This window comes from Nosocomiicoccus sp. HMSC067E10 (assembly GCF_001810835.1).
Classification (GTDB): Bacteria; Bacillota; Bacilli; order Staphylococcales; family Salinicoccaceae; genus Nosocomiicoccus; species Nosocomiicoccus ampullae_A.
In genome coordinates this window covers 14,257-27,906 of record NZ_KV802769.1, presented here as the reverse complement: position 1 = coordinate 27,906, position 13,650 = coordinate 14,257, and the positions used below count along the sequence as shown (strand labels likewise).

Annotated in this window: 11 protein-coding genes and 3 pseudogenes; 1 reads left to right on the top strand and 13 read right to left on the bottom strand. The window is 35.5% G+C overall.

The genetic code is table 11. The features are described 5' to 3' along the window. Nucleotides 1-64: 64 nt before the first annotated feature. The 13 genes and pseudogenes from spoVG to HMPREF2767_RS05885 all read right to left on the bottom strand — a co-directional run bounded on the left by spoVG (nt 65) and on the right by HMPREF2767_RS05885 (nt 11,583). Nucleotides 65-355: a septation regulator SpoVG gene (gene spoVG / locus HMPREF2767_RS05945; protein ID WP_070623083.1), complete on the bottom strand. Its 291-nt coding sequence runs from the start codon at nt 353-355 to the stop codon at nt 65-67. Nucleotides 356-401: 46 nt separating this feature from the next. Beyond that, nucleotides 402-770, bottom strand: coding sequence for a RidA family protein (locus tag HMPREF2767_RS05940; protein ID WP_246828772.1), 369 nt, complete (start codon nt 768-770; stop codon nt 402-404). A 43-nt stretch (nt 771-813) separates the two neighbouring features. Further along, nucleotides 814-1,647, bottom strand: coding sequence for a pur operon repressor (purR, locus tag HMPREF2767_RS05935; RefSeq protein WP_068128644.1), 834 nt, complete (start codon nt 1,645-1,647; stop codon nt 814-816). Nucleotides 1,648-1,671: 24 nt separating this feature from the next. Then, entirely contained in the window at nt 1,672-2,511 is an 840-nt protein-coding gene (gene ispE, locus HMPREF2767_RS05930) for a 4-(cytidine 5'-diphospho)-2-C-methyl-D-erythritol kinase (RefSeq protein ID WP_070458327.1), read from the bottom strand. A 157-nt stretch (nt 2,512-2,668) separates the two neighbouring features. Continuing rightward, nucleotides 2,669-3,598, bottom strand: coding sequence for a metal ABC transporter substrate-binding protein (locus HMPREF2767_RS05925; RefSeq protein ID WP_070623158.1), 930 nt, complete (start codon nt 3,596-3,598; stop codon nt 2,669-2,671). Further along, nucleotides 3,589-4,425: a metal ABC transporter permease gene (locus HMPREF2767_RS05920; RefSeq protein ID WP_070623077.1), complete on the bottom strand. Its 837-nt coding sequence runs from the start codon at nt 4,423-4,425 to the stop codon at nt 3,589-3,591. Before HMPREF2767_RS05920 ends, HMPREF2767_RS05925 begins: the two co-directional genes overlap by 10 nt. Next, nucleotides 4,422-5,147 (bottom strand): metal ABC transporter ATP-binding protein, encoded by a 726-nt coding sequence (locus HMPREF2767_RS05915; RefSeq protein WP_040928178.1) that lies wholly within the window; start codon nt 5,145-5,147, stop codon nt 4,422-4,424. Before HMPREF2767_RS05915 ends, HMPREF2767_RS05920 begins: the two co-directional genes overlap by 4 nt. Before the next feature lie 246 nt (nt 5,148-5,393). After that, a pseudogene (locus HMPREF2767_RS08840) lies at nt 5,394-6,470 on the bottom strand (DNA topoisomerase). Between the two features lie 48 nt (nt 6,471-6,518). Beyond that, on the bottom strand, nt 6,519-7,130 hold the full coding sequence (locus HMPREF2767_RS05905; RefSeq protein ID WP_068130408.1) for a recombinase family protein: 612 nt from the start codon (nt 7,128-7,130) through the stop codon (nt 6,519-6,521). Between the two features lie 195 nt (nt 7,131-7,325). Then, nucleotides 7,326-7,772: pseudogene (locus tag HMPREF2767_RS05900) on the bottom strand (AAA family ATPase); the annotation flags it as partial. A 187-nt stretch (nt 7,773-7,959) separates the two neighbouring features. Continuing rightward, nucleotides 7,960-8,514 carry a recombinase family protein gene (locus HMPREF2767_RS05895; protein WP_070623068.1) on the bottom strand — a complete coding sequence of 185 codons (555 nt, stop codon included), beginning with the start codon at nt 8,512-8,514 and terminating at the stop codon, nt 7,960-7,962. A 262-nt stretch (nt 8,515-8,776) separates the two neighbouring features. Further along, nucleotides 8,777-10,702: a heavy metal translocating P-type ATPase gene (locus tag HMPREF2767_RS05890; RefSeq protein ID WP_070623065.1), complete on the bottom strand. Its 1,926-nt coding sequence runs from the start codon at nt 10,700-10,702 to the stop codon at nt 8,777-8,779. A gap of 65 nt (nt 10,703-10,767) precedes the next feature. Further along, nucleotides 10,768-11,583, bottom strand: a pseudogene (locus HMPREF2767_RS05885) (ZIP family metal transporter). A gap of 405 nt (nt 11,584-11,988) precedes the next feature. Between HMPREF2767_RS05885 and HMPREF2767_RS05880 the strand changes: the two are divergent. Continuing rightward, nucleotides 11,989-12,303, top strand: coding sequence for an ArsR/SmtB family transcription factor (locus tag HMPREF2767_RS05880; RefSeq protein ID WP_068130419.1), 315 nt, complete (start codon nt 11,989-11,991; stop codon nt 12,301-12,303). Nucleotides 12,304-13,650: the final 1,347 nt, after the last annotated feature.

Sequence of the window (13,650 nt, the reverse complement as noted above, 5' to 3'; positions counted from 1 at the left end):
TTTCCTAAGAAATTTAAAAAGATAAAAAGCTAGGACAGCGTATATGCCCTAGCTTTCCATACGATTATTCTTCGTCTGATTCAACCGCTTCAGTTTCTTCTTCAGTTTCATCGTAGACGCGCATCACTTCTTCTTGTACGTGCTGTCTCATTTCTGAGTTGATTGGGTGAGCGATATCTCTGAACTCTCCATCTGCTGTACGTTTACTTGGCATTGCAACAAATAATCCATTGTTACCTTCAATAACTCTTAAATCATGCACAACAAACGCGTCATCAAACGTAATTGACGCTAATGCTTTCATTCTCGTATCTTGATTATTCACTTTACGTAATCTTACATCAGTAATTTTCATATTGTGTGAATCCTCCTGTAGTCAATAATACGGACATGTGTTTATATTATTTAAAAGAAGCCACAAGTTCGATTTCTACTTTTACATCTTTTGGTAAACGGCTCACTTCAACACATGATCTCGCTGGTAGTTTACCCGTAAAGTATTGTCCGTAAACTTCGTTTACGACATCGAAGTCATTCATATCTGAAATAAAGATTAAAGTTTTCACGACGTTCTCATATCCAAGTCCAACTTCTTTAAGTATCGCGCCGAGATTTTCTAATACTTGTGTCGTTTGTTCTCTCGCGTCATCAGACACAATTTCACCGTTTAAATTTAATGGAATTTGACCAGAAGTGAAAAGTAAATCTCCAGCTTTCATTGCGTGACAATAAGGCCCGATTGCTTTTGGTACGTTTTTCGTATTAATCATTTCAGTATTCATAAATAAACACATTCCTTCCTATAGTTTATTATTATCTTTTTCTAAAATATTCTAAACAATTTCCTTCTTCGACGACAAATGTTTCATTATATTCATCGATTTTTGATACTTTAACAATTGACGTATAGTCTTTATATCTACGGTTTCCAGGTGTATCTTTTGACTCGACGAGTACACTGACACCGACGACTGTCGCTTTAAATTCTTCCATCAACGTAATGACACCATTAATCGAACCGCCTGCACGTAAAAAGTCATCGATAACGAGTACACGGCTACCTTCTTCTAGCGTACGCTTTGCTAAAATCATCGTTTCTATTTTACGCGTTGACCCTGAAACGTAATTGACAGATACCGTCGATCCTTCCGTAATTTTATTGTCTTTACGAATGACTGCGACGGGCACATTTAATTTACTCGCAACTGCATGCGCCATCGGAATCCCTTTTGTTGCGATTGTAACAATCGCATCGATTTTTTTATCGTCATACATCGTAGCAATAAGGTCTCCGAATTGCGCCATGAGAGATGAATTGCCGACAATATCAGATAAGTATAAATATCCACCAGGTAAGATACGTTTTGTTTCAGAAATCTCTTGTTTAAATTGGTCGACGATTTTCGTGGCTTTCTCATAACTAATATGTGGGATAAAAGTCACCCCACCTTGTGCGCCGTGCGTCGTCTCGATTCTACCGATAGATTCCTCTTCGAACACTGCTTTTATAATTCGAAGGTCTTCACTGATCGATGATTTTGCTTGTGAAAATTTGTTAACAAATACAGATAACGGGATACGTTCGTTTGGTCGTCTCGATAAATACTCCGTGATAAAAACGATGCGCTCACTCCGTTTAAACTTCATTTGCTTCTCCTCACTTATGTTGAATTAGCCGATAAGTCGTACTTTATATACTTCGTCACAAATACCTTTAATTGCGTTATATAACTGTGTCGCTTGATGTTCTTTTTTGCAAATACCATAAACCGTTGGTCCGCTTCCGCTCATGAGTACCCCGTCTGCTTTACTTCTTCTGAAGCACTCGAGTAAATTATCGACTTTTTTATAACGCGTTCGAGTAATTGGTTCAAGGTCATTAGACAACGCGTCAATCACGTCATAATAACTTCCGTTATTTAACGCTTCGACCATGCGTTTTGTCCCTCGGTTTGATTTTTCGCCTTTTAACGCGCCATATATACGTTTTGTTGACACGCTAATATTCGGTTTGGCAAGCACAATCCACGCATGTCCTGCGCGTTTTAATGGTGTCGTAATTTCTCCACGCCCTGTTGCGAGTCTCGTGCCTCCATATACACAAAACGGAATGTCTGACCCGATTTCTGCACTGCGTCTAGCAAGTTCGTCAATATCGATATTTAAATCGTATAGTGTATTTATTCCTCTAAAGGTTGCAGCGGCATCTGCACTACCTCCACCAAGTCCCGCAGCTACTGGAATCGATTTGTCGATATGAATATCCACGCCTTTAGCACCGTACTCTTGCATAATAAGTGCAGCTTGGTAGACGAGATTTTTCTTATCGAGTGGTAAAAACCCGTGATTTGAGGACAGCACGATACGGTTATCTTCGCGTTTTTTGAACGTTAAATAGTCGTTTAAATCAATTGTCGTCATCACCATTTCAACTTCATGATAGCCATCATCTCTTTTATGAAGTACATCAAGCGTTAAATTAATCTTTGCTGGTGCTGTTTCAATATGCATATCATCCGCCCTCTACCTATTAGTAAATTACTTATTATGATACTAATTTTTTCATATTATCTAAAGAGAAAACTATCCTCTCATCATAAAAAAAAACGGATTAGAGAGTTCTAATCCGTATATATATAATATTTTAGTTATGGCACACTAAAAGATATTATCTGTTCATACCGTCAGAAAGTACTTTTAAGTTATATCTTAAATATTCGATATACGTACTTGCTTCACTGTCTCGGTTACCAATTTCGTCACTGTACAGTGGCTTTTCGTAAATTGGTACTCCTGACTCTTTAGACACAGCTTCCATCGGACGTCTATCGACGTTTGATTCTACAAATAAGACCGGCGGATTATGTTGTTTTACAAACTCTGTCGTGTCTTTAATTTGTTGTGGTGACCCGTTATCTTCTGTGTCAATTGCCCAAATATAACCTTCTTGAATATCATATTGTTCTGTTAAATATTGAAATGCAAACTCACTTGCGACTAAAATGCGTTTTTCATCTGGAATATTTTCAAACGTTTCGCGATATTCCGCTTCAATGTCTTTTAACTCAGAGATATATTCTTCTGCACGCTTTTTGTAGTAGTCGCTATTATCTGCATCAATTTCAATTAATGCTTGTTCGACCGCTTCAGCCATTTTAATGCCGACATTTGGATCGATAAACGAGTGTGGGTTGATTTCTTCATCTTTTGTGCCTGATGCGAGATACATTGGTTCGACTTCTTCAGTCGCACGGAACACTTTATTTTCGTCATAATTAATTGACGAAATGAACTTATCTAGCCATCCACCGTTTTCTCCTTCTAAGTTTAAGCCGTTATAGAATAATGCATCACTTTTTGTTAAAAACTGAATGTCTTCTGGCTTTGGATCGTATTCATGTGGGTCTGTTCCTAGTGGCACTAAGTTATGAACTTCCACATGATCTCCACCAATCGCTTCAACGATATCCGTCATAATAGAAAACGTCGATGTGATTTTTAGTTTGTCATTTTGCTCTTCATCTGCACTGTCAGATGAACAACCCGTTAAAATAAGTAGCGCAATTAAAACGCCAGAAATCCTTTTAATTAAATCCATTTCCATAGAACTCCCTTCTTAGGTGCAAAAATAAATGCAATTAAAAAAAATGCTGTAGCTACAAGTACAATCGTCGGACCACTCGATAGATTTAGCTTAAAGCTAAACATCAGTCCGATGATGGCAGAAATTCCGCCGAGACTTGCTGCAATTACGATCATTAGAGACATACGTTTTGTGAGTAGATATGCTGTCGCCGCTGGCGTAATGAGTAAACTCACGACTAAAATAACTCCTACTGTCTGTAACGATACAACAGTTACAAGTGTGAGTAGTACCATTAATCCGTAGTGAATAGTTTTCACTGGCATCCCGCTTGCTACTGCCATCGTCGGGTCAAACGTCGTAATTAAAAATTCTTTATAGAATAGGATAACAACGAGGATAACGACAGCTGCAACAATCATCGTTAACGTACGATCTATGTCGCGTACCGTTAGAACGTTACCAAATAGTATTTCGGTTAAATCCATCGCTGTATTTGCTTTTGCAATTAACAACACACCTATCGCAAAGAACGTCGAGAACACGATCCCGATGGCCGAATCATTTTTAATATTACTGTTCTGATTAATAAACCCGATACCAATCGCTGCGAGTAATCCAACAATTACCGCACCAACGAAAAAGTTAATACCAAGCATAAATGAAATCGCAACTCCTGGTAATACTGCGTGTGAAATCGCGTCACCCATTAAAGCGAGCCCGCGCATGACGATAAAACTCCCTATTACTCCACACACAATCCCTACAACCGCACCAGTTAAGAGCGCTTTTTGAAAAAATTCGTATGCAAAAATATCGTGAAAAATATTCATAACCATCATGCTTCACCTGCTTTCACGATAATATTGTCACCATATGCTTCTTTTAAATTCTTCTCAGTGAATACTTTTTCTACTGAACCGTAATCTTTAACACCGAAGTGGACTAAAATAAGTTCATCAAAATAATCGTGCACTTTACTTAAATCATGGTGCACAATTAATATCGTAATTCCTTCTTCAGCCATTTCTTTTAAGACTTTGATGATCACTTTTTCACTCTGTACATCAATCCCAACGAACGGCTCATCTAAAAAGACGAGATCGCTATGCTGTGCAAGTGTACGTGCAATTAAGACTCGTTGGAACTGTCCGCCAGACAGTTCACCAATTTGTCGGTCTTTAAAATCTTCCATACCAACTTTTTTCAAACTTTCTAACGTGCGCTCTTTTTCTTTTTTACCAGGTCTTTTAAGTACGCCCAGGTTCGGATACGTTCCCATAAGCACGCAGTCAAAAACCGTCACTGGAAACGTCATATCAATATCGACACGCTGCGGCACGTACGATATACGTTTCGCGTGATTTTTCATCGATTCGCCATTAAAAGTCACCGTACCAGTGTTCGGCACAAGATTTAACATCCCTTTAATAAGCGAAGACTTACCCGCACCATTCGAGCCGATAATCCCATATATATTACCTGTCTCCAATTCAAATGACGCATCTTTAATCGCATGAATATGCTTGTCGTATACGACATTTAAATTCTCTACCTTTAACATGTTACAACTCCTTATAATAATCTATTTTTAGGATACCTTATGTTTATTTTTTAGTCAAGCCTAAACTTTGGTGGAGAGGTGTGTGGTTTGGGTATTTATTTGTACTTATTCGACTCTTTTTGAAGATAAAGCACTGGCTGGGGGCGTTTTTCATCACTCTTATTTACAAATTTGTGCCTTGGATGCTGGAATTTGTTAAATATATCCGGATAATTAACAAAAAATCGGAATTATGCGCTCTTTTTGTTAGATAAAAAATATATTTAAATAAAACTTTAAATACTTAAATTTCAAGTTTAAGTTAGCCACTTGAAAATAGTTAAATTCAGGGCTACCAATATAATTAGTATCTGTTCGAGGATAAGATAATACCTTTTTATCGTACAATGATTGAGCAACTAATAATGTTTTTGAAGCACTGTACTTAAATCTTTTGTTAGCTGTTGCTTGTAAATCAGACAAGCTAAATAATCTAGGTGCTTGTTATCTTTTCTCTTTAACATCAACATTTTTTACTTTTGCTCGATTAAGCTTACTGATACTATCAATGTTGTTTTCTCTTAAAAAATCATTTAATTCATCTTCTGTATCAAAACGCCCTGAATATTTACCTTCATACTCGCCTTTTTCAGTATAAAAAGTACCATAAAGCTCATAAAATGGCTTTGATACAAAATTCTCTATCTCTTGATTTCGTTGATAAATCATAAATAAAGTTGGTGTTTGCACTCGTCCGATACTAAAAACGCCATTCAGACCGTTATTCTGCATATACAACGTATATAAACGTGATAAGTTCATTCCAACCAACCAATCGGCAATCTGTCTAGTCTGTGCTTCTTTATAAGTAGAATAAAATTGTTTACCGTCTTTTAAGTTCTTCAAACCTTTTCTAATTTCATCAGTTTCAAGTGAGTTTAACCATAATCTTTTAATATCTTTTTTACCATTTCCCGAAAGATTAATTATTGATCGTGCAATATTTTCTCCTTCTCTATCACTATCTGTACCTATAATAATAGTATCAGCATTATCTAAATGCTTTTTAACAATGTTAAATTGTTTTGCAGCACCTTTTGAGACCTCAAATTTATATTGATCAGGAAACATTGGTAATTGCTCTAAACTCCATTTTTTCCAATCTTTATTATACTTTTCAGGTTCTGCTAAACTAACTAAATGACCATAACCATATGTAATTATCGCACTTGGTAATTCATCATCTGACACTTCAAAATAACCATTTTTCTTTTTTGATTGTTTTAAAGCTTCTGCATAACTTTGAGCCTGACTTGGTTTTTCAACTAAAATAACTGTATTCATACTCTAACTCCTTTTCTAAAAAGAAAAAGTCATTGATCTACTATGTTTCTAATAATCTTTTCTATAAATACCCGCTCTTTGTCTATATCTTCTAAAAGTACGTTCATTGATACCAGTTTTTTCTTCAACTTCTCGATCACTTAACCCTTGCTTAAATAATTCAAAAGCATGTTTTAATCTAGGATTGTCTTTTGAATATTTGAAAGGTTTACCTTTATACTTCCCTTGTTTTTTAGCTATTTCAATCCCTTGTCTTTGTCTTTCTAAAATAGCTTCACGTTCTTTTTCTGCTTGATATTTATATAGCTCAATAATTAAATTCTGCAATAATTGTCTTAAATTATCATCTTCAACTCCTCTTAAAGAAGGTAAATCTAATATTTCAATTGTCGCACCTTTTATTCTTATTTCATCAAGTGTCCTTGTTAACTCCTTATTATTTCTTCCTAATCTATCAAGTTCAGAAACAACCACTATATCGCCTTCTCTTATGAAACTAAGCATTTCTTTTAAAGCTGGTCTATTTCTATCTTTCCCACTTAAATCATCTGTATATATTTTGTAGCAACCTGCTTTATTTAAACTTTCAATCTGCCGAGCAAAGTTTTGATCTTTATCACTTATTCTTGCATAACCGATTTTATGTTTTTCTTTATTCAATAAAACCACCTTATATATATGACCTATTTATATGTCCTAACATATTTATTGTAACTAAAATGCTTAACAAATGCACATATACCAACATTTATAAGTGTAAATTTTGGTTTTATTTCGCACTAACTTCAAGCGCTATGTTGCACTGATAGAACAAAAAAAGACTATTTCGCTAAATGAAATAGTCCTTTTTGTTACTTATTTTACTCCAATAACTAAACTATCTCGTGCAGCTTCCACTACTTCTGTCGTGATAGTTTCAAGGTTATTGATTTCTAATATTCTTTCGATTTGGGTGAAAAGTCTTTGGATAAGTCGAAAGTTTCCACTGGTAATTTTAATAATACTAGTGACAGCTTCATAATTAGCAAAATCTTCCAGTTGGACAGATAATCCTAACTCTTCCCATTTGTATTCCAGAATATGGTGGATCTCGTCTTTACTCAATCTGTCAAATTCATGGGCAAAACCTATTCTCGAGTAGAGTTGAGGATAACGAGCCAATCGCTTTTCTATACCCGGCATTCCAATAAAGATCATAGCCACATCTTTTTGGTCATAAATATCTCTTAAATGTTCTAAATGCTGTACTTTTAATCGATCTATTTCATCAATAATAATGAGATCAATTTCTTCATACACATTCGTTGAGTATTTTTCTTCTGCTCCTAACTGAAGAACTCTATACATACTTTTAACCATACCCATTTTACCACCGATCATATCGATTTCATTCGTCATTTTAGTCGCCCGTATATAGAGTTAATGGAGGAAGTTCTTGGTTTATGAGAACACCTCTTTCCTACGATTAAATAAAATTAATCGTCAATTTTTATTTATCTAAGTAACGATAAAGCGTTGACTTGCTGATTCCTGTCATCTCAACAATTTCTTTCACACTATATTCTTCACTTTTGTACAATTTTATTGCTCGTTCGATATCTCGTTGGTTCACAGGAGGGCGCCCGCCTTTTCGCCCTCTAGCTCGAGCACTTTTTAAACCTTCTTTTGTACGTTCAACAATCAAATCTCGCTCAAATTGGCTAAATGCTTGAAATACAGTCATCATAAGCCGACCATGTGGAGTGGCAGTATCAAAATTCTCTTTTAAGCTGATCAACTTTATATTATGTTCTTCAAAGTAATTTACAAGTTCAATTAAATCTTTTGTACTGCGACCCAAACGAGAGAAGCTTTCCACGACAACTGTATCACCTGGACGCAATTTATCTTTCAGTCGATTTAATTGCGGACGGTTAGCTTTGGTTCCCGTCATCTTTTCGGTCAGTATTTCGTTGCAGTTATGTTCATTGAGCAAATCCAACTGACGAGACAATTCTTGTGATCGTGTACTTACCCTTGCATACCCATATATATACCCACTCATAATCCTCTTCCTTCTCTATTTTGATTTTCTCAATTGTATCATAAAGGGTGGGTAAAGATACGTAGATAAAGAGCAAAGTTTTGGCACTAAAAAACCCTTCTTCTAGTCTATAAAAGTTGTTATTTAAAATCGTCCCATAATCGATTGTTTTTGAGACAAAGTAATTTATAAAAAATATGCCTCTAACGTTTTTAGCACGTTAGAGGCATATAAACTTCAGAAACTTATTAGTATACCTAAACCTTTTTGAGTTTTGATTGGATTAGTTAGGTTTTAACAAACGAAGCCCATTTAGGATTACAACCAATGTACTTCCTTCATGGATAATGACACTGATTGCTATATCTGTTAATCCTAATAAGCTAACCACAATTAGAAAAGCGACGACTGCCATTGAAAAAATAATATTTTGCCAAATGACACGATTCATTTTGGTTGAAATATTATGAGATTGGACCAATTTGGATAAATCATTCTGCATCAAAACCAAATCAGACACTTCTACTGCTACATCGGTTCCGTCTCCCATGGCAATCCCTACATTTGCATTCACAAGGGCTGGGGCATCATTTACACCATCACCCACCATTGCTGTTAAGCCGTATTTCTCTTTTTGCTCGTCTATAATTCGAGATTTATCTTCTGGCATGACATTCGCGATTACTTCATCTATTTCTAATTGTTCCGCAACTGCTTTTCCTGTCATTTCTGAGTCGCCAGTGATTAAAGTGGTGTGTATGCCTTGTTCTTTAAAGTATTTAATGGTGTCTTTTGCATGTTCACTTGGAACGTCCATGAGAGCTATAAGTCCAATGACATTCTCATCTTCTGCTACATATACGACTGTTTTACCTTCTGATGCCCATTCATTATTTAAACGAATATATTCATCTGCAACCTCGTTAAACGAAGTTGGTTTTCCGATCCGATAATTTTTGCCGTTGTAATCTCCTGTCAACCCTTTACCAATCTGATTTTCTACTTCAATAGTCAGTTGATTTTTTTGTTCAAACTTTCTTAGAATGGCATCTGCTAAGGGGTGATTGGATTCTTTTTCAAGAGCTACTACGATATCAATCATATTTTCTACGTTCACGGAATCAGCAAAATGATAATTGGTTACTTCTGGTTTTCCTTTGGTCAAAGTTCCGGTCTTATCAAACGCAATTGCTTGAGTATCAGCTAATTGAGACAGATAAGAACTACCTTTTGAAAGGACTCCATTTTTGGCCAGATTAGAGGTCGTTGATAAGGTTACCGATACGGTAGCTGCTGCTAAAGCACATGGTGAAGCTGCAACTAAAAGAACTAATCCTCTATAAATACTTTGTGCCCATGTCCAATCAAATAGAGCAGGAGCTAATAACACGAACAGGGGAATAGCAATTAAAACAACTGTAACGTATTTCGGTTCAAATTTTTGGATAATACTTGCAGCTTTTGTTTGATTATCTTGGTTCTGGTTCACTAATTGTAAAATTTTTGAAAAGACTGTATCTTCGTTTTCTTTGGTGACTTCCATTGTAAACGTACCTGTCCCATTAATCGTACTCCCAAAAACGGTATCTCCTTTTGTTTTTTCATTGGGTATACTTTCACCATTAATAGACGATTCATCAATGGAAGTAGAGCCAGATAAAATGACGCCATCAATGGGTACTTGGTCACCATTTAATACCTGAAGTTGGTCTCCCACTGTTAATTCACTGACATCAACAATTTTTGTATTCCCATCAGGCAAAATTAACCGAGCAGTCGTTGGATTCATTTCGAGTAATTTCGTTATTTCTCGTTTACTTCTTCCTTCAGCGTAATCTTCCAGAAAATGTGCGCCTGAAAAAATGAGAATCAACAACGTTCCTTCCCAAAAATTCCCTATCGCTGAAGCTCCTATAGCTGCTAATCCCATTAAAATATGAGAATTAGGCGTGAACTTTTTATTTGTTTTTGTATTCTCAATTGTCTCTCCAAGACCTTCCAGAATAATGACATGATAGCCCGCACTAATTGTGGCGAGTGAGAACATGATGTTTTTTACGGTTTGATATTCGTCACTTAAGAACAGCGAAACAATTGCCAATGCCAAACCAATAAAGTATAAAACAATAGGCATCTTTCCGTGATCGTGGTCGTGGTTATGGTTATGTTTCTCTTTTTCCTGTGATTGTTGTTCTTGGATATTTTCCATTTTTATCACCTTTCTATATAATTTATTTGATTTTTGTAGACTTTTTTGTGTCCTTTGTTTATTGTTTAACCAAGAGCAACGTCCAATGTCATCATGATAGCAAAACCAATCATAAATGCCATTGTCGCTACTTCGCTATGTCCATTCGTTTGAGAATTAGGAATCAATTCTTCAACACAGACAAATACCATGGCTCCTGCTGCAAAAGCTAATGCATAAGGTAAGATAACAGTTATCTGTGTGACCAGCCAAGCGCCAATAGTTGCTGATATAATTTCAAAAAGTGCACTGGATTGCCCCATATTAAATGCATGTCCCTTTGTACTGCCTTCTGCTCGAATAGGCATTGAAAGCGCAGCACCTTCGGGAAAGTTTTGCAGCCCAATACCCAGTGCAAGCACCAATGCACTTGTAATAGCAGAAGCTCCTTGTCCAGCAGCTCCAAAAGCCACACCAATTGCCAACCCTTCTGGTATATTATGAATGGTTACCGCTAGAAACAAAAGGGTTGTAGACGATAAAGATGAAGCAACACCCTCAGTTTCCTCAACACCGCTTGTTCTATTATGCAAATGAGGGACCACGCCATCCACAACTCTTAAAAAGAGGCCTCCTACTAAAAAACCAACCAAAGCAGGCACAAATGACCAAATACCATAACCATTTTGCTCTGCAAAATCAATGGATGGTGCTAACAAAGACCAGTAACTTGCTGCAAACATAACCCCGGCAGCAAAACCATTCATAATGGCAAGAAGTTTATCATTCACTTCATGAAATAAAAATACTAAACTCGAACCTAGGACGGTCATTAGCTAAGTAAATACACCCGCTAATGTTGCTTGCCAGATTGGGTTTAAACTCAAAAACCAATCAACCATTAAAATACACATCCTTTAACTGCCGTAAAATATTTTTCAACTTGAGTTAGACTAATAGAAATAGTGTAACTATACACCGACTTTTTTGTGTTTTGCAACTTCTGAACTCGCATGCTTGCCGAAGTAAGGCAAGGATTCATATATTTTGGGCTTATCCAGTATCCATCTCCTTTCATATGTAAATCGGAATGATTATGATTCACATATGAAGTTTCGTTCATATGTTTACGAAATCATATTAACTCACTTTATGAGCTTTGTCAAGACAAGATGCTTCTTGTTCAAATGGACTACTATTATGAATACAAAAGTCTTAATTTAGTCTATAAACTAAAAACTCGCATCGTTTTACTCATGTGGTATTATATATATGAACGGAAAATCATATGAGAGGAATAAGAGCATATGCATACATCAACATCTTCGCCAATCAATAAAGAGAAGATTCAATCAATAAGCAAATTATTCAAAGTGATTAGTGACCCTACACGCTTGTCGATTCTCTTTCTTTTACAGAAAAAAGAACTCAGTGTTGGAAACATTGTGCTTGCATTGGATATGGAACAGTCCGCGATTTCACACCAACTAAAAATATTGAAAGATTCGCGTTTAGTGAAGGCAAGGAGAGAAGGGAAAAGCATGGTTTACAGTCTTGATGATCTTCATGTTTTCAGTATTCTCGAACAAGTCTTAACTCATATCAACGAACTAGAACAATAAGAGCAAATAATATATAAAACTAAATGGAGGTTTTTAAAATTTCAAAATCAGAGAAACAAGAAAAGCACTCGCACTTAAATTTCAAGTTTAAGTTAGCCACTTGAAAATAGTTATTTCAGTAAATTTCACAAAGTTATATTGTACGCTTTCTTACAGTCTTTTGCTTGACGTGGGTATGGGCAAGATATCCGCAAAGCGGGATGTGTGGTGGATGTTTGCAGATACCTTTTCCAAACAGCAGTCGAAAAATTCGGTGGCAAACAAGCTGCTTGTAAAGTCTTTAGTTAAGGTGAGCATTACTTTATGAACAAAAGAAAAAATCATTTAAAAGTAGTTTCATGGATAATATTAGTAATATTTATTGATGTAATACTATTCTCGTTTTTACCTGATTCTAATTGGTTAGAAATATTATTTAGTTTCTCTACTATCATGATCGTAGGTGCACTAGGAGTAACTATAATTTTAAAAATATTTGATTAATTTTTATTCCTGTTTACACCTGGTGTGACCAACAGCGAAGCAAGATAAAAAAGCTGTAGAATGACTTGAGAACAAACGACCTCAAGTCATTCGAATTTTTAGTATGTTTATGTTCGATATTCTAGAAAAACTTTCTCATAATGATAGCATCCTTAAATCTTTACAACATTTGCATGTTGCCTCTCCATATTTATTTCGATTTTATAGACCTTCATGACAAAAGGCCCATATTAGGTCTTATACACTCAATTTTATGATTTTTAAGGAAATTTATCCTTTAGATGATTAAAAACCTTATTTCACTGATTAAGATCAGGACACCACGCTGTTCATCCCTCTTATTTACAAAAATGATCCGGGAATACTGAAATTTGTTAAATATATCCGGATAATTAACAAAAAATCGGAATTTTGCCTCGTTTTTGTTAGATAAAAAATTATATTTAACAAAAAGTGATCGCCTTAGACGAAATATGTTAAATATATCCGGATATCTAACAGAATCACGATTTTTTTGTTAATTATAATTTTACGACGTTATCTAATTACTCTTTATAAGATAAAACACTCTTATTTGCCCCGTTAACTGCAGGACACCATGCTTTTCATCCCCCTTATTTACAAAAATGATCCGGGAATACTGGAATTTGTTAGATATATCCGGATAATTAACAAAAAATCGGAATTTTGCCTCGTTTTTGTTAGATAAAAAATTATATTTAACAAAAAGTGATCGCCTTAGACGAAATATGTTAAATATATCCGGATATCTAACAGAATCACGATTTTTTTGTTAAATATAATTTTACGATGTTGTCTAATTACTCTTTACAAGATAAAACACTCTTATTTGCCCCGTTAACT

Excerpts from the sequence above, each read along its gene's own strand:
- purR (WP_068128644.1), bottom strand. The coding sequence starts at position 1,647 with ATGAAGTTTAAACGGAGTGAGCGCATCGTTTTTATCACGGAGTATTTA.
- HMPREF2767_RS05895 (WP_070623068.1), bottom strand. The coding sequence starts at position 8,514 with ATGAGTGGGTATATATATGGGTATGCAAGGGTAAGTACACGATCACAA.
- HMPREF2767_RS05890 (WP_070623065.1), bottom strand. The coding sequence starts at position 10,702 with ATGGAAAATATCCAAGAACAACAATCACAGGAAAAAGAGAAACATAAC.
- HMPREF2767_RS05915 (WP_040928178.1), bottom strand. The coding sequence starts at position 5,147 with ATGTTAAAGGTAGAGAATTTAAATGTCGTATACGACAAGCATATTCAT.
- ispE (WP_070458327.1), bottom strand. The coding sequence starts at position 2,511 with ATGCATATTGAAACAGCACCAGCAAAGATTAATTTAACGCTTGATGTA.
- HMPREF2767_RS05925 (WP_070623158.1), bottom strand. The coding sequence starts at position 3,598 with ATGGATTTAATTAAAAGGATTTCTGGCGTTTTAATTGCGCTACTTATT.
- HMPREF2767_RS05920 (WP_070623077.1), bottom strand. The coding sequence starts at position 4,425 with ATGATGGTTATGAATATTTTTCACGATATTTTTGCATACGAATTTTTT.
- HMPREF2767_RS05880 (WP_068130419.1), top strand. The coding sequence starts at position 11,989 with ATGCATACATCAACATCTTCGCCAATCAATAAAGAGAAGATTCAATCA.
- spoVG (WP_070623083.1), bottom strand. The coding sequence starts at position 355 with ATGAAAATTACTGATGTAAGATTACGTAAAGTGAATAATCAAGATACG.
- HMPREF2767_RS05940 (WP_246828772.1), bottom strand. The coding sequence starts at position 770 with ATGATTAATACGAAAAACGTACCAAAAGCAATCGGGCCTTATTGTCAC.